General features: G+C 65.9%; 22 protein-coding genes. 16 read left to right on the top strand and 6 right to left on the bottom strand.

Annotation, left to right across the window (positions count from 1 at the left end; all coding sequences use genetic code 11):
* Positions 1 to 571 precede the first annotated feature (571 nt).
* Positions 572 to 3598, top strand: coding sequence for a hypothetical protein (locus H5T73_03825; GenBank protein MBC7246894.1), 3027 nt, complete (start codon positions 572 to 574; stop codon positions 3596 to 3598).
* Between the two features lie 102 nt (positions 3599 to 3700).
* Here the strand turns inward: H5T73_03825 and H5T73_03820 are convergent, their stop codons facing one another.
* The 3 genes from H5T73_03820 to H5T73_03810 all read right to left on the bottom strand — a co-directional run bounded on the left by H5T73_03820 (position 3701) and on the right by H5T73_03810 (position 6601).
* Positions 3701 to 4138 (bottom strand): hypothetical protein, encoded by a 438-nt coding sequence (locus H5T73_03820; GenBank protein ID MBC7246893.1) that lies wholly within the window; start codon positions 4136 to 4138, stop codon positions 3701 to 3703.
* Positions 4139 to 4359: 221 nt separating this feature from the next.
* On the bottom strand, positions 4360 to 4875 hold the full coding sequence (locus H5T73_03815) for a hypothetical protein (protein MBC7246892.1): 516 nt from the start codon (positions 4873 to 4875) through the stop codon (positions 4360 to 4362).
* A 418-nt stretch (positions 4876 to 5293) separates the two neighbouring features.
* Positions 5294 to 6601, bottom strand: coding sequence for a TrpB-like pyridoxal phosphate-dependent enzyme (locus H5T73_03810; protein MBC7246891.1), 1308 nt, complete (start codon positions 6599 to 6601; stop codon positions 5294 to 5296).
* A 771-nt stretch (positions 6602 to 7372) separates the two neighbouring features.
* On the opposite strand from H5T73_03810, the gene H5T73_03805 reads away from it, so the two are divergent.
* Positions 7373 to 8008 (top strand): serine acetyltransferase, encoded by a 636-nt coding sequence (locus H5T73_03805; protein MBC7246890.1) that lies wholly within the window; start codon positions 7373 to 7375, stop codon positions 8006 to 8008.
* A gap of 48 nt (positions 8009 to 8056) precedes the next feature.
* On the opposite strand, the gene nfi is transcribed toward H5T73_03805, so the two are convergent.
* Complete coding sequence (nfi, locus tag H5T73_03800) at positions 8057 to 8749, bottom strand: deoxyribonuclease V (protein MBC7246889.1); 693 nt, start codon at positions 8747 to 8749, stop codon at positions 8057 to 8059.
* A 141-nt stretch (positions 8750 to 8890) separates the two neighbouring features.
* Complete coding sequence (locus H5T73_03795; protein MBC7246888.1) at positions 8891 to 9148, bottom strand: late competence development ComFB family protein; 258 nt, start codon at positions 9146 to 9148, stop codon at positions 8891 to 8893.
* A 381-nt stretch (positions 9149 to 9529) separates the two neighbouring features.
* Between H5T73_03795 and H5T73_03790 the strand changes: the two genes are divergently transcribed.
* The 5 genes from H5T73_03790 to dnaB all read left to right on the top strand — a co-directional run bounded on the left by H5T73_03790 (position 9530) and on the right by dnaB (position 12958).
* Positions 9530 to 9823 carry a 30S ribosomal protein S6 gene (locus tag H5T73_03790; protein MBC7246887.1) on the top strand — a complete coding sequence of 98 codons (294 nt, stop codon included), beginning with the start codon at positions 9530 to 9532 and terminating at the stop codon, positions 9821 to 9823.
* Positions 9824 to 9905: 82 nt separating this feature from the next.
* Positions 9906 to 10334 (top strand): single-stranded DNA-binding protein, encoded by a 429-nt coding sequence (gene ssb, locus H5T73_03785; GenBank protein ID MBC7246886.1) that lies wholly within the window; start codon positions 9906 to 9908, stop codon positions 10332 to 10334.
* Positions 10335 to 10542: 208 nt separating this feature from the next.
* Entirely contained in the window at positions 10543 to 10836 is a 294-nt protein-coding gene (locus H5T73_03780) for a 30S ribosomal protein S18 (GenBank protein ID MBC7246885.1), read from the top strand.
* A 234-nt stretch (positions 10837 to 11070) separates the two neighbouring features.
* On the top strand, positions 11071 to 11520 hold the full coding sequence (rplI, locus tag H5T73_03775; GenBank protein ID MBC7246884.1) for a 50S ribosomal protein L9: 450 nt from the start codon (positions 11071 to 11073) through the stop codon (positions 11518 to 11520).
* A gap of 85 nt (positions 11521 to 11605) precedes the next feature.
* Positions 11606 to 12958: a replicative DNA helicase gene (dnaB, locus tag H5T73_03770; protein MBC7246883.1), complete on the top strand. Its 1353-nt coding sequence runs from the start codon at positions 11606 to 11608 to the stop codon at positions 12956 to 12958.
* Positions 12959 to 13031: 73 nt separating this feature from the next.
* Here the strand turns inward: dnaB and H5T73_03765 are convergent, their stop codons facing one another.
* On the bottom strand, positions 13032 to 13949 hold the full coding sequence (locus H5T73_03765; protein ID MBC7246882.1) for a 4Fe-4S binding protein: 918 nt from the start codon (positions 13947 to 13949) through the stop codon (positions 13032 to 13034).
* A gap of 549 nt (positions 13950 to 14498) precedes the next feature.
* On the opposite strand from H5T73_03765, the gene H5T73_03760 reads away from it, so the two are divergent.
* The 9 genes from H5T73_03760 to H5T73_03720 all read left to right on the top strand — a co-directional run bounded on the left by H5T73_03760 (position 14499) and on the right by H5T73_03720 (position 24083).
* A complete protein-coding gene (locus H5T73_03760) occupies positions 14499 to 14810 on the top strand; it encodes a hypothetical protein (GenBank protein MBC7246881.1) in 312 nt (103 codons plus the stop codon).
* A 129-nt stretch (positions 14811 to 14939) separates the two neighbouring features.
* Entirely contained in the window at positions 14940 to 15245 is a 306-nt protein-coding gene (locus H5T73_03755) for a hypothetical protein (protein ID MBC7246880.1), read from the top strand.
* A gap of 251 nt (positions 15246 to 15496) precedes the next feature.
* Positions 15497 to 18274 carry a hypothetical protein gene (locus H5T73_03750; protein ID MBC7246879.1) on the top strand — a complete coding sequence of 926 codons (2778 nt, stop codon included), beginning with the start codon at positions 15497 to 15499 and terminating at the stop codon, positions 18272 to 18274.
* 332 nt (positions 18275 to 18606) lie between these two features.
* Positions 18607 to 19458, top strand: a complete 852-nt coding sequence (locus tag H5T73_03745; protein ID MBC7246878.1) for a UPF0236 family protein — start codon at positions 18607 to 18609, stop codon at positions 19456 to 19458.
* Between the two features lie 340 nt (positions 19459 to 19798).
* Positions 19799 to 21034, top strand: a complete 1236-nt coding sequence (locus tag H5T73_03740; GenBank protein MBC7246877.1) for an acyl-CoA/acyl-ACP dehydrogenase — start codon at positions 19799 to 19801, stop codon at positions 21032 to 21034.
* A gap of 13 nt (positions 21035 to 21047) precedes the next feature.
* A complete protein-coding gene (locus H5T73_03735; protein MBC7246876.1) occupies positions 21048 to 22331 on the top strand; it encodes an acyl-CoA/acyl-ACP dehydrogenase in 1284 nt (427 codons plus the stop codon).
* Between the two features lie 10 nt (positions 22332 to 22341).
* Positions 22342 to 23139 (top strand): hypothetical protein, encoded by a 798-nt coding sequence (locus H5T73_03730; protein ID MBC7246875.1) that lies wholly within the window; start codon positions 22342 to 22344, stop codon positions 23137 to 23139.
* A 13-nt stretch (positions 23140 to 23152) separates the two neighbouring features.
* Positions 23153 to 23845 carry a hypothetical protein gene (locus H5T73_03725; GenBank protein ID MBC7246874.1) on the top strand — a complete coding sequence of 231 codons (693 nt, stop codon included), beginning with the start codon at positions 23153 to 23155 and terminating at the stop codon, positions 23843 to 23845.
* 55 nt (positions 23846 to 23900) lie between these two features.
* A complete protein-coding gene (locus H5T73_03720; protein ID MBC7246873.1) occupies positions 23901 to 24083 on the top strand; it encodes a hypothetical protein in 183 nt (60 codons plus the stop codon).
* Positions 24084 to 24097 lie beyond the last annotated feature (14 nt).

Here is a 24097-nt window from a genome sequence, read left to right as displayed (position 1 = left end):
GATCCACCCGCCGACGCGGATCCCCTGCACCCGCTCCTGGCTCAGCGCGCCAGCGCGCCGGGCATGGACCACGGTTCCCGGATCGGGCATGCGAGGGATATCCCTTTTCCTGGACATCCCCTTTCCCCTTGTCGGATCTGCCAGGCCTGCCGGGACGGGATGGCGGTCTCTCGATCTTTTTCGACACGGAAAACGCCTGCCGCGACCATACGACATCCGCCGATGCGCCCGGTTTTTCTCCGTCGCGCGTTTTCTCCGCGAAACCCTTTGCCGTTTTCACGGCCTCGGCATTCTTCCCTTTGAACGCACGATATCCGTTCGCTACCGTACCTCTGCTTGACGCGTCCCGCTCCCCGCCACGCACCCGGCCGTCTCCCCGCCCTCTCCCGGACATGAACGCGCCCCGGTCCCGCGAGGCCCCGTGATGCTGTCAGCGGGCGCTGCTAGATTAATCACTGTGGCTGCCGCCGCGGCCCGTTCCCGCCTATGCATGCCCGTCCTTAAGGGGAGCGGCCGCGAGGCTCATCCGAGGTGCGCATCGCTGTAGAAGGCATCACGAGCGGGTGATCCCGTGAACGACTGGACCGGGGAATACTGCATCCTGAGGATTATAGCCGCCGGGCAGGACGGTCCGGAGGAAGGAAGCGCCCTCCCCGTGGAGGCGGCGGTGCTGCGCGTGCGCGGCGGCCGCGAGGCGTGGCGCGACTCCTGGCTCATCGACCCCGGCGTCCCGGTCCCCGTCTCGCTGCGCGAGCGCAGCGGCAGGAGCGAGGAAGAACACCGCCGCGGCATCTCCCCGCAGGAGGCGGCGATGCGCGTACGCGGACACATCGAGGGCCTCCCCGTCGTCGTCTACGGGAGAGAGAACTTGGAGGCGTCTTTTCCGGCCGACGGCGCGCCCGCGGCCGCCGCGGCCGGCCTGGCGGACGCGCGGCAGCTCGCCTGGCTCGCCCTCCCCTACCTGCGTGACCATTCCCTCGACGCGGTGGTCTCCTCCCTCCTGCAGGAGAGACTTCCCTGGAGGGCCCTGGAGGAGGCGCTTCTAATCCACCGTCTGCTCGCCGCCTGCCGCGAGGCCTGGATGGAGGGACACCCGAGGCTGCGGGCCGCCGTCCTCGCCTCCCTGCGGGTGGCCGGCAATCCCTGGTACTTTTTCCTTGCCGGGGAAGGTGCGGGGAAACGTGCCGGGGGGCGCACCCGGGCGGAACGGGACGCCCCGCCCCGCTTTCCCGACCTGGTCGAACTCCTCCCCGCCACGAGCGGCCCGGGAGACGCCCCTGGCCTCCCCGGCGCGCCGCGCGCCGCCACGGCGGCGGGCGACGCCGACACCGCCGCGCACCCCGTCCCCCCGGGCGAGCGCGCAACGGGGGGGACGCACGTCTCCCCCGAGGACGTCGAGCGCTTCCTCGCCCCCGGAGGCGCCCTTTCCCGGCACTACCCGTTCCACGAGACCCGCCCCCAGCAGGTGGCCATGGCCAGGGCCGTGGCCGAGGCCCTCAACGACTCCGCCTTCCTCGCCGTGGAGGCGGGCACGGGGGTGGGGAAGTCCCTTGCGTACCTGGTGCCCGGCGCGCTCTATGCCCGTGCCGCAGGCGTCCCCCTCGTGGTCTCCACCTATACCCGCAACCTCCAGGAGCAGCTCTTCCACCGCGACCTGCCCCTGCTCGCCCGCGCCATGGGTTCCCTCGACTTCTCCCTCCTCAAGGGAAGGAGCAACTACATCTGCCTGCGCAAGTGGTCCTCATGGTGCGATACGCTCTCCCGCGGGCAGCCCGTGCTCCCCCTCGCGGGGCTGGCTCCCGCCGAGGGGTACGCATTCCTCGTCTCCTGGATGGTGAGGTCCCCGAGCGGGGACCTGGAGGAGATATCCATGAGCCTCCGCCTTTGCCTCGCCGGCTTCCTGGAAGAGATTTCCTCCGATCCCGACGAGTGCCCCCGCGCGCGCTGTCCCCTGCGCGAGAGATGCAGGGTGGAGAGGGCGCGGCACCTGGCCGCCCGCAGCGACGTGGTGGTGGTCAACCACGCCCTTCTTCTCTCGCAGGCCGCAGCCGGCGAGCCGGCGTCCTCCACACCCGCGGTCCCCCCTCACCGCCACCTGGTCATCGACGAGGCGCACCACCTCGAGGACGTGGCCACCGACGCCTTCGGGGCCTCCTTCTCCCTTTCCTCGTGCCTGCACAACCTGGAAGAGGTATCTCCGGCAGGCCGCTTCCACGCGGCATGGAACGAACTTTCCCCGCATGAGCCCCTCCTCCGCGAACTGGAGGAGCCCGGCGGCGAGGCGCGGGAGCTCTCATGCCAGTTCATGGAATTCGCCACGCGCGACCTCCTACCCCTCCTCCCCGACGCGGGCGACCCGCCACGGGAGGGCGGCGAGCCGCAGCGCCGACGCCTCACCGCGAGCGAGTTCGCCCATCCCGACTGGGAGTCCCTGTGCGAGAGGGGCAGGGCGCTCGCGGCACGGTTGCAACGCATCGCCGACCGCCTGGCGGAGACCGCTGGGAAGGTCCCTCCCCGCTGCCGTGATGACGGGCAGGACGAGGTCACGCACGTGGTCCACCGGGCGGAGGCCCTGGCAAGGAAGCTGGAGCGCGAGGCGTCGGCCCTTCTCGTCTTCTTCCAGGACCCGCAGGACCCCGACTTTTCGCTGCACATCCGCTGGTTGGAGACCGCGGCGTCGCAAGTCCGCGGGGGGGCGCCTCCCGCCCTTTACCTGAAATGCGCTCCCGTGAACGTCGGCGGGGAGCTGGCATCGTTTTTCACCGACAACCTCTCCGCCGCGGTGCTGACCTCGGCCTCCCTGCGCGTGCCCGGGGAAAGGGACGGCTTCGCCTTCTTCCTGCGCCGCACGGGCCTGGACCAGGTCGAGGAGCGGGGGCGCGAGTTGCGCCTGCTCTCCCTCGATTCCCCCTTCGACTATGCCCGCCAGTCGCGGCTCTTCGCCGTCCCCGACATGCCCGACCCGGCTGCCGGACGTGCCTCCCCGGGGCGCTTCCGCGAGGTTCCCCACGAAGAACTGTGCGCCGCGATCGAGGAGGTCCTCGCGGCCACGGGAGGCAGGGCCCTGGTGCTCCTCACCTCCCACCGCCAGGTACGCCGCCTGCACTCCCTGCTGCGGCCCCGCCTGGAGAAGATGGGCATAAGCTGCCTGTGCCAGCGCAGGGACGTCCCCAATGCGCTCCTACTGGAAAGGTTCCGCGAGGACAGGGATTCCGTGCTGCTGGCCACGGAGGCCTTCTGGGAGGGGGTGGATGTGCCGGGTGAATCGCTTTCCGCGGTGATCATGGCGAAGCTCCCTTTCCGTCACCCGCAGGACCCCGTCACGGCGGGACGCGTGGATCACTACGAGCGCGCCTGCGGCGACGGCTGGAACGCCTATTACCTGCCCCTCGCGGTCACCCTCTTCCGGCAGGGTATCGGGAGGCTCATCCGCCGCTCCACCGACAGCGGCGTCGTGGTGCTGCTGGACCCGCGCTTCCTGACGCGGGGTTATTCCCGCAACTTCCGCGCGGCTCTGCCCCCGGGCATGCGCGTGGAGGTGGTGACGGCGCGCGAGCTGCGCGAGGCGGTCAGGGAGTTCTTCGCCGAAAACGCATGAAACGCGTGGCGCGGGGAGAACGCGGGGCCGGCAGGCTACGCGCACGGCGCCTCGTGTGCGCATGCCGCCTTCGCGTCCTTCGCCGGAGCGCGTAAGACGGCGTCAGATGTCCAGCAGGTCGAGGTACCAGCGCCCCCCCTCGCGCAGCAGGGGCACGCGCAGCGCCTCCCCCTCCGCGACCTCCACCTCGCGCCCCTCCCCGTCCAGGAACGAACCCCAGACGTGGACCACCGCCTTCTCCCCCTCCCGGTCCACCTGGTACACGGGGCGCGACACCCCGCTATAAGGGATGTCCCGGAGGAAGCCCGACAGCAGTATCGCGCCCAGGGTCTCGTCGTCGGCGTCCGGCATCTCCGCCCTCGCCTCCTGCACGAAGGAGGGGTCCACCAGGCGCAGGAAAGCCCCGCCCTCGCCAGCGAAGGCGCTCCGCAGGGCCCGCTCCGCCACCTGTTCTTCCTCGCTGAGCGCCCGGGAATCGCCTCCGCACCCGCACATCACCGACCCCACGAGCAGCGCCAGGAGCACCGCCACGGCGGCCACGAGCGGGCAAGGGATACCGGCTCCCCGGCGCGGATTCCTCCACGCACGGCTTGCTGTCCAGGGCTCCCGGGCGGGTTCCGCTTTCCCGCGACCTCTTCCACTCCTCCCGCCCCGTGCCTGGAGCATCCCCGTCCACCTCCTCGCAAACCCCGCATGGTGTGCGTCGCAGTCCCTCACGGCCGGCCCCCCGCCGTGACCTTACCCGCGTTCCCGCCCGCACCTCAGCTTATCCACACCGTCTCCTCGGATACCTTCTTCCAGGAACCGCCTTCCCGCCTCAATAGGTAGCGGACTCCCTTTCCGGCGAGCGGCCCGTACATCGATCCCACCTCCACCACAGCCTCGCCCTTCCCCTCGTCCAGCGAGAGGACGGTCACCGAGTGCTGCGCGTAGAGCCAGGTGCCCTTTCCCCCTTTTTCCTGGGTCCCGGTGAGGGAATCGTATTCTTCCCTGCCTATCTCCGTGAGCTGTCCCCCCTCCCACTTCCAGAAACGCTGGGCCAGGGCGTCGAAGGAAACGTCGCCGGCCCCCGTGGACCTGCGCAGCCAGGCGACGACGAATTCTCTCTCCCCTTCCCGGGGCACGAGTATGTCCTTGATGGTATAATCTACCAGTTGCTCTTCCGTTCCCCCCGCGGCCTCCTTGCCGCAGCCGGAGACGACAAGCGCGGCGCATGCCGCTAGGGCGAGCACGAGGGGGAGGACCCCGCTTCTTTTCCCGTGATCCATGTAACCCATTATAATCTTCCGCCGTGGACGCCCCAAGCGGCGCGGGCGGGCGGAAGGCGCCGGGGAAGGCCCCGGCCCGGCAACGGGATCCGCGCACGAGGCGCAGCTTCATCGCCAACACGGCATATCGAATGCGACGGAACCCGGGAAGGGCCTCGACATGATGCGCTTACCGCCGTCAATGATCGCATCTTTTTACGGCGCCGTTCGATGTCGCCGCGCGCAGGACGAGGATGCGCGCCCCGCAGGACCCGGCTTCCAAACGCCGCCGGGAGAGCAGGGCAAAGAGGAGGGGAGCCCGGGCTTACCTCCGGCTCCCCTCCCCGGGCGGCCTCGTTCCGGATCCTGCCGCCTCGGCCAGGACGCCGCCGGGGCGGTCGCTCCCGGCGACCGGGACGGCTCCCGCACCCCCGCGGCTTCCCCCGTCTCAGACGTCGCTCAGGCGGTTGGCCAGGTATTCGTCGTAAGCCGCAAGGTCCAGCAGACCGTGGCCGGAGAAGTTGAAGAAGATGCACTTGGACTCCCCGCTCTCGCGGCACTTCACGGCCTCGTCGATCACCGCCTTGATGGCGTGCGAGGTTTCGGGCGCCGGGATGATCCCCTCCGTGCGCGCGAAGGTCACCGCCGCCTCGAACACCTCCACCTGGTGGTAAGCCCGCGCCTCCATCACGCCTTCCTTGACCAGCAGGCTGATGATGGGCGCGTCGCCGTGGTAGCGCAGTCCCCCGGCATGGGACGGCGGCGGTATGAAATCGTGCCCCAGCGTGTACATGAGCAGCAGCGGCGTCATCTCGGCGATGTCGCCGAAGTCATACTCGAAACGGCCACCCGTCAGGGTGGGGCAGGAGGTGGGCTCCACGGCTATGAGCCGGATGTCCTTGCCCTGCAGCCTGTCCGTGACGAAGGGCAGGGCGGTGCCGCCGAAGTTGGAGCCGCCGCCCACGCAACCGATGACCATGTTGGGAAAATCTCCCACCAGGTCGAAGGCCTTCTTCGCCTCCAGCCCTATCACCGTCTGGTGGAGTAGAACGTGGTTGAGGACGCTGCCCAGGCTGTACTTGACGTCGTCGGCCTGCACCGCCAGCTCGATGGCCTCGGAGATGGCGATGCCCAGGCTGCCCGGAGTGTCGGGATTCTCTTCCAGTATCTTCCTGCCGGCCTCCGTCATCTTGCTCGGGCTCGGTTCCACCTTGGCGCCCCAGGTCTCCATGAGCACCCGGCGGTAGGGCTTCTGCTGGAAGCTGGAGCGCACCATGAAGACCTGCAGCTCCAGGCCGAAGAAATTGCAGCCCATGGCCAGGGCGCTTCCCCACTGGCCGGCCCCGGTCTCGGTGGTCAGCTTGCGCACGCCCTCCTTCTTGTTGTAGTAGGCCTGCGCCACCGCCGTGTTCGGCTTGTGGCTTCCCGCGGGGCTGACCCCCTCGTTCTTGTAGTAGATGCGCGCCGGCGTCTGCAGGTGCTTCTCCAGCCTCGTGGCGCGTATAAGGGGGGTGGGCCGCCAGATACGGTAGATGTCCAGCACCTCGCCGGGTATGTCGATGTAGCGCTCCGTGCTCACCTCCTGCTCTATGAGCCCCATGGGGAAGATGGGCGCCAGGTCGTCGGGCCCCACCGGCTCCCTGGTGGCGGGGTGCAGGGGGGGCTCCAGCGGCTTGGGCAGATCCGGCAGCACGTTGTACCAGGCTTCCGGTATCTCCTTCTCCCCCAGCTGGATGATCTTCGCTTGCTCCTCCATCTCTCCTCCTCTTAATCCTCCTTCTGGCTCCTACTCTTGGCCTTCGCCGTTCCCGTCTACTGGTTTTCCTTTGCGAGCCGTCATATGCCGTCCCTTCCCGCCCTGCCTCTTGCCATGCGCGCCATATATAAAAAGCCACGGAGTCTGCCTCTCCGTGGCTCTCGGTGCCTGTCAGCGGATCACCAGACGCAGGGTGGACGGGCACCGCCACGGCGGCTCCGCCACCACCAGGAGCATCCTCCCCTCGCCTCGTAGGAATCTTTTCCAGGCATCTCCGCTGCTCCCTTGCATGAAACGATGGAAAGATTATCGAACCTCCATCCCCGCTTGTCAAGGCAGGCAGCAGGCAGCGCAGGCCGGCCGGCGATCACTCCCCCGCACATCGCCTTTCCTGTCGCATCTCCTCTTTGCCGTGACGCCTCTCGATGTCGCCTTTCTCGCCACCCGTTGGCCACGTCGCCTCTTGCGGCGCCGCAACCATCGCCGCATCCATCGCCCAGCACCGCCGGGAGGACGATGATGGGGCCGAGGGACAGGTTCCTAACGGGAGGAATTCCCATGTTTCTTCCTCTTTGCATGCCCCGGGACAGCGACGGGTGGTAAACTCTTAGTGGTCGCCAGTGGTCGCGATCATGCCGTGGCCGCGCTGCGGCTTCCCGTACCGTGGGGCCGGCCGCTGCGGGCCAGCAAGGGCGGATTCCGTCCCGAGTGGGCGTTCCGCCGCGGCAGGCTGGCGCCTGGCTGAAGGAACGTCTCGCCAGGAGGTGGGGATTGGGCGGCGACAGATCGGAAGGCACCGCCGGAAGCATGCGGGACGTCTCGCGACGGCTCCTCGCCGCGGCGATCGCGAGGTTGCCGCGTGGCGAGCTGGCCGGCGACATCGAAACCCTCTTCAGCGAGCAGGGGACCCTGCGAGGCCCCGCCGGCCCGCGCGAGGCCCTGCGTATCCTCCTGGTGAAACCGGGCGTGCAGGCCCTCCTCCTCTACCGTTTCTACCGCTGGCTCCACCTGCGCGGCATGAGGCTGCTTCCGGAGTTCCTGGCGCGCGTCAACTTCTTCCTCACCGGGGCGGAGATAGACCCGGGAGCGGAGATAGGCCCGGGGTGCCACATCTGGCACACGGCGGGGGTGACCATCGGCCGGGGAGTGAAGATCGGCCGCGACGTGTGGATCCTGCATAACGTGACCCTGGGAGGCAGGGGCGGCTCTCCCTTCAACCCCGGGGAGGAGGGATATCCCCGCGTAGGTGACGGGGCCATCCTCTACACGGGCGTGACGGTGCTGGGGAACGTGGAGATAGGCGCGGGGGCGGTGATAGGCGCTCACTCCCTGGTGCTCGATTCGGTCCCCCCTGGCTGCCTTGCCTGCGGCGTGCCCGCCAGGGTGGTCAAGCGTCCGCGGCACTGAGCGCATGTACGGCGAACGGCGTGCAGCCCGTGGCGCCGCCGCGCCGCGCTATTTCCGCGCCTTTTCCCCGCGCTTCAACTCCTCCGTCAGGAGGTGCGCCCTGCGCTGGGGCTCCGGGAGACGGAAGCCGCGCAGGCAGGCGAGGACCGCCTCCACCGCGCTGGCAAGATCTACCATGTGTCCAACCGAAACGTAGAGCGGTTTCACGCCGGCGCGGGTCCTCAGCACCGCGCCCACCGTCCTCCCCTCGTGCAGCAGGGGCACCCAGTCGCCCACATCCCGCCCCGGCTCCCCGGCCTCCCCCAGCAGCCGCGACTTGGCGCAGCCGATGGTGGGGACCCCGGCCAGGACCCCCAGGTGGGAAGCCAGCCCGAACCCGCGCGGATGCGCTATCCCCTGGCCGTCCACGAGGATGAGGTCCGGGACGCTCTCCAGCTTCTCCAGGGCCGGCAGGAGCGCGGGGAGCTCGCGGAAGGAGAGAAGGCCTGGCACGTAGGGAAAGAGCACTTCCACGCGCGACGTGGCCGTCTCCAGCACCTCCAGGCGGGGATAGCTCATGAGCACCACCGCGCCCAGCGCCAGCCTTTTCTCGCGCAGGTAGGAGATGTCCGTCCCCGCCACCTTTTCCACTCGAGCGAGGTCCAGAGGCCGGTCGCTTATCACTTTCTCCCGCAGCCTCTGCTGCAAGCTCCTGGCCTCCGAGGTGCCGACATCCATCGGGTGGGAAAGGGCGAGCCTCATCTCAGGGCCTCCGTGCTGCCCGTCGCTCAAACGCCGCTCCACGCAGGGACGCCGACATCGCGCTACCCTCTATCCGCGTGACCGCGTGATGCTCGCAGGTAAAGGGACGGTGAAAGCCTCTCCGCGGCTCTCTTGCCCGTATCAGCCCTTGTTCCCGTGGCGGGGATTGGCGCGGATCACCTTCAGGGCATTGGTGACGGCCACGGTGACGTCCGCCTTGAACTGCGTTTCCAGCTCGTTTATCTTGGTGTAAACGTAGCCCTTGTCCGTCACCACGTACTTCGCCGGCAGGTGATTCAGGGCCAGCGCCTTGATGTCGAGCTTGCAGCGTTCGCACTTGCAGACATCGTCGCGCCGTGCCAGTATCTCCTCGATCGTGGAATCCACGACCTCCTCCATGTAATTCCTCAGGAGCACGGCAGCACCTCCTCGCTCGTATCATCGTCACTAACATACCACACAACCGCGGGGTCCCGCCCGCACGCCCCACCCACGCCCCACCTATTCTTTGAACGATCCGCGCAAGCGCGCCGGGATGTCGCATCGTCCCGGCAGGCGCTTTCCGGCTTGAAAGAGGCCGGGAGGTCACCCGGCCCTCCCGGCAAAACAAGCCAACCCGGCAGGAGGAAAGGGGCGATCCCCCGCATGTCCGACCCGGGTGATACGGTACCGCATGCCCCTCGCCTCGTGGCGGAGGCGGTGCTATAATTACCACTTGCGCGCGAGAAACGCTCCTGCTCCCGGGCGGTCCGGGGGCCGCAAAGACCACAGGAGGTGATGATGCGCGAGTACGAGCTCATGTACATCGTCCGGCCCAACCTGGAGCCCGAGCAATACGAGGCGCTGCAGGAAAGGGTCACCGGCCTCATCGCCCGCGATGGCGGGGAGGTGACCGGCCTCGACGTCTGGGGGAAAAGGAAACTCGCCTATCCCATCAAGCACGAGAGCGAAGGCCACTACGTCGTCCTCACCTTCAAGGGCGGCGAGGAGCTGGTGCAGGAACTGGGGCGCATCCTTTCCATCACCGACGAGTTCCTCCGCCACAAGATATTCCGCGTGGACCATCGCGGTTAGCCCCGCTCCCCGGCCGACTGGCTGTCACTGCCGCGTCCTACAATGAAGCTGTCAGTCGGAAAGAGCGACAAGGGAGGATGTCATGGCCGGTCTGAACAGCGTGGTGTTGATAGGCAACCTCACCCGGGATCCGGAACTCAGGTACACGCCGAGCGGCGTCCCGGTGTGCACCCTGCGCCTGGCGGTGAACCGCAACTTCACCAACCAGCAGGGGGAAGTGGAGACCGATTACTTCAACGTCATCGTATGGCGCAACCAGGCCGAGAAGTGCGCGGAGTACCTGAGCAAGGGGCGCCAGGTCGCCGTGACCGGAAGGCTCCAGAGCAGGAGCTGGGAGGGGGCGGACGGCCAGAAGAGGACCACCATCGAGATCGTGGCGGACCGCATCGTCTTTCTCGGGCGCCGCGACCGCGTCGAGGATATGGCAGGCGGCCTGCCGGATGTCGACCTCACGGAGGACGAGTTCTCGGCGGACCTCGAGCCCCGGGTGGAGGACGAGGTAGTCTACTGAAGACGCCGGCCTACCCGACCCCTCGCGCTGGAAACGGGCACGCGACGCGGGCTTCACGGCCCGCGGCGCCTGTCCGTAAACGGCTTCCCGGCGGCGCCGGCCGCACGGGGGCGAGGCACCCGGGCGCTTCCGGGCGGGACGCCGCGGGGAAGCCGGGGAAAGGCTTGCACGACGCACGGGAGAACGTAGAATAGCAACAGGAGGAGGTATGAGTTCAAACCAGAGCAAGAAGGCCGCGGCCAAGCAGGACAAGAAATCCCGCGAGGGTTACGCCCGCAAGCAGCGGAGGAAGGTGTGCTTCTTCTGCTCGGAAAAGATGGATTTCATCGATTACAAGGATACCAACCTTCTCAAGAAATTCCTTTCCGAGAAGGGGAAGATACGTCCCCGCAGGGTCACCGGTAACTGTGCCCGGCACCAGAAGAGATTGGCACTGGCCATCAAGAGCGCCCGGGAAATGGCCCTCATACCCTACACCTCCCGCCAGGGAGAGATAAAGTAGCGAAGCGGCGGGCGGTGCCGGACGGGTGATGTCCGTCCGGGGAAGAGACCACCGAGGCAGGGCCAGCCGGGTGAAGCCGCACGGATAGGGGCGCCCGGGCGAAAGGGTAGGTTCCGGCGGGATATCGCGCCGGGTAGGGCCCGCGGGGTGAAAAAGCTGAGACGGGCGGGTTCCGCGCGCGGGAGTGATGTTATACTTGACGCGACGGAGGTCTTGGAAAACGAGGAGTGCGCCTTGAAAGTTATCCTTACCGCGCAGGTGGAAGGGCTGGGAAACCGCGGCGAGATCATCGAGGTCAAGGACGGGTACGCCAACAACTACCTCATCCCCAGGGGTCTTGCCGTACGCTACAGCAAGGGGAAGGCCAGGGAGGCCGAGCAGCTGGCCAGGGAAAAGATGGCCCGCGCCGACCGCGAGTTGAAGAAAGCCGAGGAGGCCGCCCAGACCATCTCGGGCCACACCTTCGAGGTAGCCGCGAAGGCAGGTGAGGGGGGGAAGCTCTTCGGCACCATAACCTCGCGCGACGTGGCCGAGCTGGTCCACAGGGAGCTGGGACTGGAGATAGATCGCAAGAAGATCCATCTCGACGAGCACATCAAGACCCTGGGCTTTCACGAAGCCCGTTTGAAACTGCATCCCCAGGTGGAAGCGATCGTCCACCTCAAGGTGGTGCCGGAAGAGTAGATCGACCGGATGCGGACATGGTCCCGGGCGCTATGCGGGGCATGATGCGCTGAAGGATCGCGAGTCGAGACGGGGGGAGATGGGCATGAGCACGGTTATCCAGGCGTTTGACCGTCACGACCAGCTTCCGCCGCACAGCATAGAGGCCGAGCAGTCCGTGCTCGGGTCCATGTTGCTCTCCCAGGAGGCCATCCTGGAGATATCAGAGATCGTTGCGCCCGAGGACTTCTACAAGGAAGCCCATGCCATCATCTACCGGGCGGCCCTGCAGCTCTTCGCTTCCGGGGAACCCGTGGACCCGGTGACCCTCTCCGAATCCCTGCGCGCGCAGGGAAACCTGGAAAAGGTGGGGGATCGGCCCTACATAGTGAACCTCATGTCATCCGTCCCCACCCCGGCAAACGCGAGGTATTACGCCGAGGTGGTCTCAAAGCTGGCCACCTACCGACGCCTCATCGAGGCCGCGGGCAAGGTGGCCGCCGTGGGCTACCGGGCTCCCGAGGACATCATGGAGGCGCTGGACGAGGCCGAGGACATCATCTTCAACGTCGCGCAGCACCGCAGGAAGGACAACGTCAAGCTGATGAAGGAAGTCATGGAGGACACCTTCGAGGAGCTTGAAAGGATCGCCGAGGGCGGGGAGGACACGGGCATCTACACCGGCTTCACCGACCTCGACCGGCTGACCATGGGCCTGCAGCCCTCCGACCTCATCGTCATCGCCGCCCGCCCCTCCATGGGCAAGACCTCGCTGGCATTGAACATCGCCGACTACGTGGCGGTGGAGGAAGGCATCCCCGTGGCCATCTTCAGCCTGGAGATGAGCGCCCAGGAGGTGGCAAAGAGGTTGCTCTGCTCCAGGGCGCGCGTGAACAGCCAGAAACTCAAGTCCAGTTTCAAGGACGACGACGTCTGGGAACGCCTCTCGGAGGCGGCCGGCGACCTGGCGTCCGCCTCCATCTTCATCGACGACAGCGCCGACATCGGCATCATGGAACTGCGCTCCAAGCTGCGCCGCCTCAAGTCGCAACACGACATCGGGCTGGTCATCATAGACTACATACAGCTCATGAGCTCCGACCGGCGCATGGAGAACCGCGTGCAGGAGATCGCCGCCATCTCGCGGGGGCTGAAGGTGATCGGCAGGGACTTCAACATCCCCGTCATCGCCGTCTCCCAGCTCTCCCGCGAGCCCGAGAAGCACAACCGCGAACCCATCCTCTCGGACCTGAGGGAATCCGGGGCCATCGAGCAGGATGCCGACCTCATCATCTTCATCCACCGCAAGGAGGTCTACGACCCGGACAACGAGGAGCTGAAGGGGCGGGCGGACGTCAAGGTGGCCAAGCACCGCAACGGGCCCATCGGGCCCGTGCGACTCACCTTCCAGGCCCAGTACGCGCGCTTCCTCAATTACAGCCCGCGCAAGGGCGAATAACGGCCTCCGGGCACGGGCGCTGGGCTTCTTCAGCGCCGGGGGCCAGGGTCATCGAGCTAGCCGCTTCGACCGATTACGGGTCGCCGTGTGAGTCCGCTCGCAGCCAAACCTCCACCCGGTCCATGTCCAGCGGCAGCAGGCCGCCCTCCTCGAGCACCAGGGAAAGGGCCCCCTGCGGGCACCCCTCCACGCAGAGTTCGCAACCGTAGCACTTCTCGGGATGGTAACGGCGCTCCCCGCCCACGATCTCCACCGCCCCGAAGTGGCAACGCTGCACGCAGGTGCCGCACAGGTCGCACTTCGCCGTGTCGTGCCGCACGGTGTACCCGGACGGGGCGTACTGGGAAATGCCCTCTGCCCCCTTGATGCGCCCGACCAGGGCGGTGGCCCGCATGCTCACGCAGCAACGCGGGCAGCAGTTGCAGATGACACCCATGCTCCCACCCGTGGCTACCTTGAAGAAGGCCTGGTTGATGTGGCCATTGCGGCGGTATTCATCGATGATGGCCAGCGCCTCCTCCTTGCTTATCCTGCGCGCGTGGTACTTGCCGCAATGCTCCAGCCAGAAGTCCACCACGGGCCTTCCCACGGCGATGCACGAGGCCACCGGCCGGCAGGGATCGTCCATCTCCAGCTTGCACGGGCAGTCCATCACCGCCAGGTGGGTGGGTTCGCGCAGCACGATCTTGTTCGCGTAACGGAAGGGGATGATGCGCTTGGTGGTGTCCGGCCCCAGCTCCACCGACTCCTCCAGGTCGAGGATCTTGGTGACGTCCCCGCGGGAAAGCACCTTGGCGTGGTAGCGCTCGAAGATGAACTTCGGTACGTGCTTGGTGGCCTCGAAACGGGAGAAGAGAGCCACCACCGCCCTGGTGAGATAGAGCGCCGCCTTCACGTAGAGGTCGTAGAAGAGGAAATAGAAGTAGTTGTGCACGGCTCGGTCCAGCCTCCAACCGTGCAGCCGGAAGATTTTTTTCGTCGATTCCTTCATCTTCACCCTCCCTGCCGGTAGCCGTTGCCGGAACATGCGCGGACAACCATTACGATAAAGGAGGACGCGTTACGCTGTCCATCATGTGTCCGAAGCCAGGGGGCAGAGCAAGAAGCGGCTTTCGAGCAGACCCTCATGTTCTGACGAAAGCGCTTTTCGCATGTTTTCATCGAGGCAACGGCCGCTCTCGTGTATCTCTCCAGCAAGACCGTACCCGGGAAAGCCGTCCCCTCGTCCTCGCGCCGTAAAAGGGTGGTTCGCGCCGGCACCGCCGATGTCGCCGATGCGGAACGGTGCGAGCGACCCGAAGCGCTTCAAGGCGTGGACGCACAACGCGAAATAACCCGGCCCAGCCGGTACGTGCCGGCGGGCATCGCGTTGACCGCTCCCGGGACATCCTCACGGCGACCCCCGTCCCGCGGGCGCCGACTGCGCAAAGAATGGATGCCGTATCGTTTCGGTAGGCGCTTTCCGGTTTGAAAAAGGTTGAAGACCACCCTATCATCCTGCCAAAACCACTCAACAAGGAAGAAAGGGGTGATCTCCCAAATGTTCAACCTGACAACCGTGGTACCACGTCTGGTTTCCGAAGCGAAGGGCATCGAAGAGATCGAGGAGAAGATCGCAAGGCTCGTGTTTGAGCCGGGGCGGCGGATGCTCGAGGCGGTCTTTGCCTACCTGGATTGGAGGCTGGCGAAGCGGAGGGGCAAGGGACTGCGCATGGTGGGAGCAAGGGAGAGGGATGTGCTCACCCGCCTCGGGGTGGTGAGGGTGGGAAGAAGGTATACCGGGACGCGGAGGGAAGATGCCGCTTCCTCCTGGACGAGGCCCTGGGCTGGGATAAGGGGGGTATGGCCGTGACCCCCGCCATGGAGGCGCATCTCCGAGGCCATCGCCTACATCTCCTCCCTCTCCGCCTGGCTGCGCGACTGGAAGGACGTGCTTCCGCCGGGAGAAGAAGGCCGCTCCCCCGGGGCCATCGAGTCAAACGTGGACAAGCTCGCCTCAGACCGCTTCAAGAAGCGGGGCATGGGCCGGAGGCCACAGGGCGCCGATCACATGTGCCAGATCATCGAGCTCAGGGAGAACGGGGAGCTGGGCAATCTCATCTCCAGGAGAAGGAGGGCAGATGATGGGGCGGCCGAGGTGGCCGCGGCCTCATTCAGAGGGGAGGCGAGGAGGAACCCGGAGGCCTGGCTCAAGAAGAACATGCCGCTGCTCGAGGCGAGGAGCGGTGACCCCTGGGTGAAGGATGTCCTCAGGGTCTTAGCCGGCCATGAGAGGATGGCGTGTTGAGGTTTTGCCAGGATGGGGTGCCTACCTTTTCCGGACAGCAACCCTCTTAATTCGCGAGGTGCCAATTTGCACGCTTGGTTGTAGAATATTGTGAAGGCGAAGTGCATATGGGAAGCCGGACAGATCTCTTGATGTGTGTCGGCACGGAATTATAGGTTGACGATAGGACGCATGATTCATTCAGGAGGTTGGTCATGAAACTGCGCTCAAAGCCCAGTTATGCCAGGTTTTTCGTTATCCTTGTCTTTGTGTTGACCATATCTTTGCTGGAATTTCCGTGTTCTTTCCTGGCGGGCGACAACCGCGCCCAGGCCGCGTCCAGTACCATAAAGTATGCCGAGGCAGAGGCCGAATCCTCCACGCGCTCGACTTCTTACCAGGACAAGGCGGTCTTGACCTTCACTCCGGAAGTGCCGGGCTACTACCTCATCATCGGAACCGCGGAACTGAGAGGCAGCAGCTCCTCCTACAGCGTCCTGGCGCGTATGACCGTGGACGGCACGTCCTGCGCGGACTTTACTGGCGAACCGGATCAGACCAACATATACATCAACCACTTTGCTGCCCAGAAGGTCGTGAACCTCACCGCGGCCAGCCACACCATCAAACTGCAGTATCGGAGCGAGAGCGCGTTCGCCTATGCCTACGCCCGACGGGCTCGGATATTGGCGATCCCTGTGAGCAGTTTCGCGACCCAGGAGGCAGCGAGCACACAGACAATCAGCACTACCTACCCCAGCTACCAGGATATCGTCTCCAAGACGTTCAGCGTCGATGCCGCGGGGGATTACCTGCTCGTCTCCTCGGCCGAGTTCAACGCCCTGTCCTCCTCCCAGAGCATAAGGGTGAGAACCTTAATAGATGCGGTCAACCTGGGAGAGACCATATCAGAGGCGAAGGACACCACCGATTTCCTTGACCACTTCGTGATTTCGGTGAGCAACCTGAGCGCGGGTTCCCACACCTTGAAGATCCAAGCCTGCAATTCAGGGACGACCAAGCACAAAGCGCGCAATGCCCGGGTGACCGCAATCCCGCTTTCTACCAATGGGCTCTCTTGTCAGTACACGTCGGCGGAAGGCTATGTCACCAACGGAGGCGGAACACCCTACGATGCAGCCTCGCTGCAGTTCACGCCGCCGTCCCAGGACGACTACTACATCCTGGCCAGCGCGATTGTCGGAGGCGATGAGGCGAACGGGGCCGCCTACAACGGTTACTATGACCTTACCGCCGACGGCACCTCGGTCGGCTACGAGCAGAAGGGTTTCAAGGACGATACTGACAGGTTGTCCTTTGCCGTGGCGAAGAAGGTGAGCCTTTCTGCGTCCGCCCATACCTTTAAGTTGAGGGTGTGGAGCGGGGCCTCGGCCGTCCCGGATGCCGGCATGGACAATGCGCGCATCGTCGCCCTTTCACAGGCCCCGCCGCAGCCGGTCCCCGGCATCACCGGGTCCCTGGGCAAGAGCGAGGACGGGTGGTGCGGAGCCGTGCCCGTCTATGCCACCCTGAGCGCCTTGAAAGTTGCTGATTATCCCTATGCCAGGGCAAAGGTGACGACACCCGCCGCGCAGATCTTCTATGCGCCGATGAGCTGGAACGCCAGCGCCAGCCGTTTCGAGGGGGTGATCTACCCGGGGTCCAATTACGGTATTGGTTGCGCCGACCCAAATACCGGCACCTTCGCGGTAAGGGTGGAGCTGGACGACAGCCCGAGCTTCGCTTCCATCGACTACTATTCCGACACCGGCGGTTTCAGCACCTTCGTGACCAGGAGGAAGAGCTCCAAGGGGACTGGTTACGATTACACCGACTTCAACCCGGTTTGGAACGGAGACCATTGGGATTACTCCATAAGCGATCTGGTCATCCACGCGGCATCGGCCAAGAGCAACGTGGCCGTGGCCATACCCTTCCACCCCGTGACCTCGAGTGTCGGCAACTTTACCGTGAAATACGACGGGACCGCGGTCGCGCAAGGCACGGCCGCGTCGAATGGCGACTGCTGGTGGTGGGAACCCGCCCTCCATACCCTGTACCTGCAGAAGGCGTCCTTGTCGGCGACGGAGGTAGACGTCGACATCACTTTTGATTCCGACACCGACCTCTTCGCCACCCGCTACGACCGGGTCAACACCGCGGACATGGGAAACCGTGAGTTCTACAACGGCCTGATGATCTCCAACAGGTACTGGACCACCTTCGTCTACGGTGGGGGACACGAGCATGCCGGCATGCAGGCGGAGAGCCGGGCCCACGAGCCGGGCGCTCCCGATGTCTCCACCGACTGTATGGAGAGGACCGCGGTGCACGTCGACAACGTCGCCCGCAACGATGGTTCCGGGAGCTACGCCTACGACATCAAGTGGAAACAACAGGAATGGATGGACTATATCGCCAGTGAGGATAACGGTTCCATCGTGGTCACCGTTCATTCCGACGATACCGCCGGCACTGGATGGAAACAACAGCTGGATACGGGGATCGCCGCGACGAAGACGCATACCTTCTACGCGGGACGGCGCTACATCCGACAGGAACTCTCCTTCGTGAACAACGGTTCCTCCACCCATACCTACCCCCTGGTCTGGGGCCGGGAGCAATGGATCGGCTCTGACCGGGATACGAATGACGAGGGCCGCTACTGCGGGGACACCTCCGACCGGGCCGTCGAGTCAACGGTGGCCATGTCCACCCTGGCCGCACCCTGGATGGTCGCCTACGACCAAGGGGTATTCGCCGCCCAGGGCTTGATATTCCAGGCGGCCGTCCCCGCGAGGTACGGCTATTTCCTTTCGGCTCCCGCTCTTGCTCAAACATCCTACGAATGGGTTAACTACGGGACCGAGTACCGGCCGGACGACAACGACAGCGGCGCCTATGCCTCGAACATCTTCTTCGACAAGGTCTTCGAAGCGGTGGACCCTGGAGAAACGGTGACCTTCACCTTCTGGCAGTGGTTCTACGACACTACTTCGTGGGGCGATATCCAGACGGCGATCCAGGAAGATTCCGCGGCGCTGCACTGACCCCCAGTCAGATCAAATGCCGTCGCTTCCGCGGGATGCCGTATCGGTGATCCCGCTGCGCGGCGATGCTGCCTCAAGCGGCATCGAACACGTGCGGCACACGCCGAAGCGCTGGGAGGGGGATGCTAACCTGTCCCCAGCACAACAAACTCAGGGTGCATCTTCAATCTCAAGCCCCCGTTAACTTCCGGCGCCCGCAGGTTTTGGCCCCGATGTTTCTCGTGACTGCGGATTGGAGATCTGGCCCCATTAACCCAAGGTCAAGTTGCTGTAATTCTTTCGTAGGCAGGTCCGAGAAGGAAGAAGAGGAGAGGCCACTCAATTATTCATGGGTGAAAGCTAAACAATCAGGAGAAAGGAGGAAGCACGAGCTCAAGGTGGGCATCTCCTACGAGGGCTGGTCACAGGTCGGGGAGGACAAGTGGAGAACCCTGGGCAGGCGGACCTGCCTCTCCGCCACCGACGGAGCCACCTTCCTTTCCTGCTGGAGCGCCGATCTCGCCGCCGTCTACGAGCACTCCAGGGTAGGCGAGGTCATCCGGTCCTCGGACGGGTCCTCCTGGCTCAAGCAGGGCCCCGGACTCTTCGCCTGCACCCACGCCCGGCTGGACCGCTCCCACCTGGCAAGGTCGCTCACCGGGGCCCTCGGCTTTTCCCGCGAGGCCTTCCGCCTCTTCTCCCCGACCAAGGAGGGCAAGGCTTCCGAGGTCGTGGCCGCCCTCGAGGAACACCTGGAGAAAGCCGCCGACGAGGGGAAGAGGAGGCGCATCTCCGAGGCCATCGCCTGCATCTCCTCCCTCTCCGCCTGGCTGCGCGACTGGAAGGACGTGCTTCCGCCGGGAGAAGAAGGCCGCTCCCCCGGGGCCATCGAGTCAAACGTGGACAAGCTCGCCTCAGACCGCTTCAAGAAGCGGGGCATGGGCCGGAGGCCACAGGGCGCCGATCACATGTGCCAGATCATCGAGCTCAGGGAGAACGGGGAACTCGGATCCTACGTCACCGCAAGGAGGCAGGCAGACGAGAAGGCGGCCGTGGCGGCCATGGCTTCCCTCAGAGGGGAGGCGAGGAGGAACCCGGAGGCCTGGCTCAAGAAGAACATGCCGCTGCTCGAGGCGAGGAGCGGTGACCCCTGGGTGAAGGATGTCCTCAGGGTCTTAGCCGGCCATGAGAGGATTGCGTGTTGAGGTTTTGCCGGGATGGGGTGCCTACCTTTTCCGGACAGCAACCAAAGAATGGATTGGTTTGAGAATAACCGCCCGAGGGGATAAAGTTATAAATCGGGAAGGAGGCTGCTCCCGTAACGGGGCGAACGGTGCTCTACTTGCCCGCACCGCGGGCATGTCTCGCAGTAAGGTTCCCGCCAACAGGGCCGGCCGATGCTCGCAGCAGGGATGAATCCTAAGGGGAGGTGCTCTTGCTCCACCCGCTGAGACTCGCCCATCCGCTTAACCGTTGGACGCCCGCCCGTGCCGTCCCGTCGGCCTCTGCGAAACACTTGTCGGAAGTACCGAAAGGGAGGTGCGTATGAGCGGACTGGACCTGTTCCCCTATCCCCGGGGGCGCCTGCAGGAACCCGACCTCGACCTGGCGGCGGGGCTGCAGGGCCTGGTGGAAAAGGAGATCGTGGAAAAGCGGTTGGAACTCAAGGAGGACTACGAGGGGCTCCTCGGGCCGGCCTACGCCAGGCTGATGGCGGACATGGGGCTGCAGAGGATGTTCTGGCCGGAGGAACTGGGCGGGGACGGACACAGCGGGCCGGAGGCCGCCTTCACGGTGACGGCGGCGCTGGAGCAGGTCGGCAGGGCCGACGTCGGGCTGGCCTTCCTGGCCGCCCACAGCTTCGCCCTGCAGGCCTCGCTCGCCGCGGACGGCCACCGCAAGCAGGAGGCCTGCGACCGTTTCGCCCCCCTCTTCTGCGCAAACGGGTCCCCGGTCATCGTCTCCTTCCTCCTCCCCGCCTTCGGGGAAGAGGAGGATGCGCCCGCCTGGCATGGGAAAAGTTACCAGGTGAAGGCCACGCCCACGGCAACGGGGTGGAAGCTCTCCGGCAGGCGCGCGCGGCCCACCTGCTCCGGGGCCGACGCCGACCTCTTCGGGGCGTGGTGCGCGGTGGAGGGGGAAGAGCGGCCGGCCTTCATCCTCGTCCCCGGCGACGCGAAGGGTGTCTCGCGCGGGCCGGAATTCAAGAAGACCGGCCTCGCCGCCAGCCGCAACGCGGACCTCGACCTCGAGGGGGTGGAGCTCCCCGCCGGCAACTGCCTCTTCCGCGAGGAGGATGAGTACCGACACCTCCTATCCTGGTATTACCTGGGAGTGACGGCTTCCGCGGTCGGTGCGCTCCTCGCCTCCTACCGCATCCTCAGGGAGTGGGGCGATAACCGGGTGATCAAGGGCACCGGCAACATCTTCAAGGAAAACCCGCTCACCGGCGCCCTCATGGGGGAAATCGCCAAGGAGATCGCCGTGGACCGCCTCCTGGCCTACGACCTGGCGGAGATGCTGGCCGAGCCGGACACTTACGGGGACGCCGACTCCGAGGGCGTCTTCACCGCCGCCCTCATGATCGCCCACCAGGTCCTCGCCTCGGCGGAATACGCCATCCACCGCACCATGGAGCTCATGGCCTCCGCCGGCTACGCCAAGGAATGGCAGCTCGAGCGCTACTGGCGCGACGTGAAGACCCTGCAGTGCTACCTGGGCGCCTACGAGCTGGCCAAGCACGATTTCGCCCGCCGGTTCTACGGGGCCCGGACACTGTGAGGAGGTGACGCACGTGGGAAGCAACGACGCGAGGAGCATCGACGATTTCACCCGACCCCTGGAATACGTCTCGCCCATGGACGGCCTCCTGGGTTCCATCTTCCGCGACTGGGTGGAAAAGGACGTCATGCCCTACCGCCGCGAGTTCGACGAGGATTACCGTGACCACCACCTCATCCATCCCCCCTTCAGGAAGCTCCTGGGAGAGTACGGCCTGCAGCGCATGATCTTCCCGGAGGACCTCGGCGGCTGGGGCATGGGCCGGTCGCATTACATGTGCGTGGCCGCCTTCCGCATGTTCGAGGAGATAGCCCGCGCCGATTCCGGGATGGCCCTGGCCTTCGGCGCCCTTTTCTGGCCCTTCCTCTTCATAGCCCTGGAGCCGCACGAGAACCGCCGCCTCCTGGAGGAGTTCGCCCCCATGTTCTGCGAGACGACGGAGCCCGTCTTCGCGGCCCTGTGCATGACCGAGCCCCAGGGCGGCTCGGACATCGAGAACATCGAGATCGTGAGGGGAAGCACCATCAGGACCACCGCGGTGAGGGACGGGGACGAGTGGGTGATCAACGGTCACAAGCTGTGGCCTTCCAACACGGGCGGGCTGGCCAGGCTCATGGCCGTGGTCTGCACCACCAACCCGGGGTCCGACGACCCCCGGGACATCGCGGTGATCTTCGTGACCGACGACACGCCCGGGGTGACCCAGGGGCCGCCATACGAGAAGGCGGGCATGGCGGCGGACATGAACTCGGACGTGTGGTTCGAGAACGTGCGCGTGCCCCTCTGGTACCGCGCCTGCGGCCCCGGCGACGACGCCAAGTACTTCGGGGAGATCATGTCCACGGGGAACATGGGCATCATCGCCTGGATCTCCGGCGCCATGATGAACATCTACGAGAGGCTCACGGAGTTCGTGAACCGCAAGCGCTACCGCGGGCTGCCCCTGAAGGAAAACGATGCCGTGGCCGGGCTGCTGGCCGACTTCGCCGCCAACATCGAGGCCATAAGGATAGTGGGCTACCAGTGCGCCCGCATGTGCGACCGCCACGACCTCTACGGGCCGCTCTGGCACCCCGGGCTGGTGGCCAGGATGCGCGCCCAGCGCTACCTGGCCATGGACCGCTTTATCGAGGTCACCGGCAGGGTCATGAACCTCATGGAAGCCTACGGCGCGGACCGCGACTGGGACGTGGAGAAGCACTGGCGCGACCTGAAGATCCTGCAGCTGGTGGAGGGATCGAAGCAGCTCTGCCAGATAGAGGTGGCCCGCTGGTTCTACGAGTGCGAGACCCTCTGAGGTGGTGAAGATGAAAGCGGACATCGAGACGCGAGGCGAGGCGGAGAGCAGGGGCATCGTCGACGCCGCAGACCGCATCCTGCGGGAGCTCATCCGCACCCCCAAGTTCAAGGAGACCGTCATCATCCTCCTGAATTCCATAGACCCCCCGGCGGCCAGGAGGCTGGTGCGCACCCTCTTCTGGCAGGACCCCGGGCTGCTCATGTCCATCATGGGGTCCCTTCCCGCCATGGTGAACGTGGCGCTGGAAGCCATGGCCGAGAGCGCCGCCCAGATGAACGCCATGCCCCCTCCCCTGCTGAAGGACCTGCTGGGACGCATCGTGGCGGGTATAGACGGCGCCGCGGCGGGGGAAGCGGCCGGCGGGCTTTTAAAGATGCTCCTCTCCCTGGACCTCACGGACACGGAAAGCGGCCTGCGCAGGGGCCTCTCCTCCCTGGCGGGGGACTTCTCCGCCTCCTGCTCCCGCGCCCTCGAGGGCGGCGACCTCGCCGCGAGGCTCAGCGGGTGGATGGCGCGCACGGCGGAGCGGGCAAAGGACAGGAGCACCTCCACGCACGCCTTCATCCAGGCCTTCAGCAGGGCGCTTTCCGAGAACCCGGACTTCGCCCAGCACGTCATCAAGCCTTTGCTGGAAGCCCCCGCCAGGCCGGCCGCGCGCAAGACCGCCACGAAGGCGGGAGGCCGGGAGGGCGAAGCCCGGGCGGAGGAGGGCCGGGGCGGCGCGGCCAAAGCCGTGGAGGGCCGAGCCGGCGCGACCCGGGCGAAGAAGGGCCAAAGCGGCGCGGGCCGGGCGGAAAAGAAGTGAGGGGGGTGAGGCCATGAGCGACGACTTGGTTTACCCGGGCCTCGGAGAGCGCCTGCTCAGGGAGGTGATCGCCACCCCGGCGCTGAAGGAGGTCCTCCTCCTCCAGATGAAGGGCATCAGGCCGGAGGCGGCGTCCGGCCTGGTGAAGACCCTCCTCTGGGGAGACCCCGGCATCTCCATGAGCTTGTTCGGCGCTTTTCCCGACCTCGCCAACTGGCTGCTGGAGTTCATGCTCGAGTTGGGCCGCCAGCTCAACGGCCTGCCGGAACCGCTGCTCAAGGACATCCTGGGGCGCATCGGCGGGGGCATAGACCGCGAGCGGCTCGGCCGCTTTCCGGAGGTTTACGGGGCCCTCCTCCGACGCCTGGCCGTGGGCGAGGACAGCACCCCGGACGAGGTGAGGGAAGCGGCCGTCGCGGCCCTCAACCGCCTGCTCTCCGCCCTGGACCGGGCCACGGCGCGCCTGGAGGAAAACCGCGCGGAGATCGCCCACACCCTTTCCCTGGCCCGCAGGGAAATGGACACCGCCGCCCTGGCCCGCTCACTGCGGCGCGTAGCCGCGCTGGCCATCGCCGCGGCGCGTCCCCCGCGCGAAAAAAAGGAAGGGGCCGCGCGCAGGGCCGCGGCGGGCGTTGCGGCCGCGGTGGCCGCGCTCCTCCTGCTGCGCCTGGCGAAGAGGAAGGCGGCGGCGCTCAGGAAACGGTGAATGGAGAGGTGGATGGGGCCGTCGGTCCCCGGGAAAGCTTGACGGGAGGCAGGTCATGCAGGACACGTCCTCGTACGCGCAGATCCTCTACAAGGGCATGGCCTGCGCCCTGCTGGCCGATCGGCTGCGCAGGAAGGAGGTCCCCTCCCTGGGCCTGTGGTTCCTTTTCTGGTTCTTCGCCGCCTACGTGGCCATGCTGGCAATGGCCATACCCTGGAAAAAGAAGGCAGTAGATTGATGAGCCGCGGCCTG

The sequence above is a fragment of the Actinomycetota bacterium genome, from assembly GCA_014360655.1.
Taxonomy (GTDB): Bacteria; Actinomycetota; Geothermincolia; order Geothermincolales; family RBG-13-55-18; genus JACIXC01.
The sequence above is the reverse complement of the archived record's forward strand: the minus strand, read 5'-3'. Positions and strand labels throughout refer to the sequence as shown.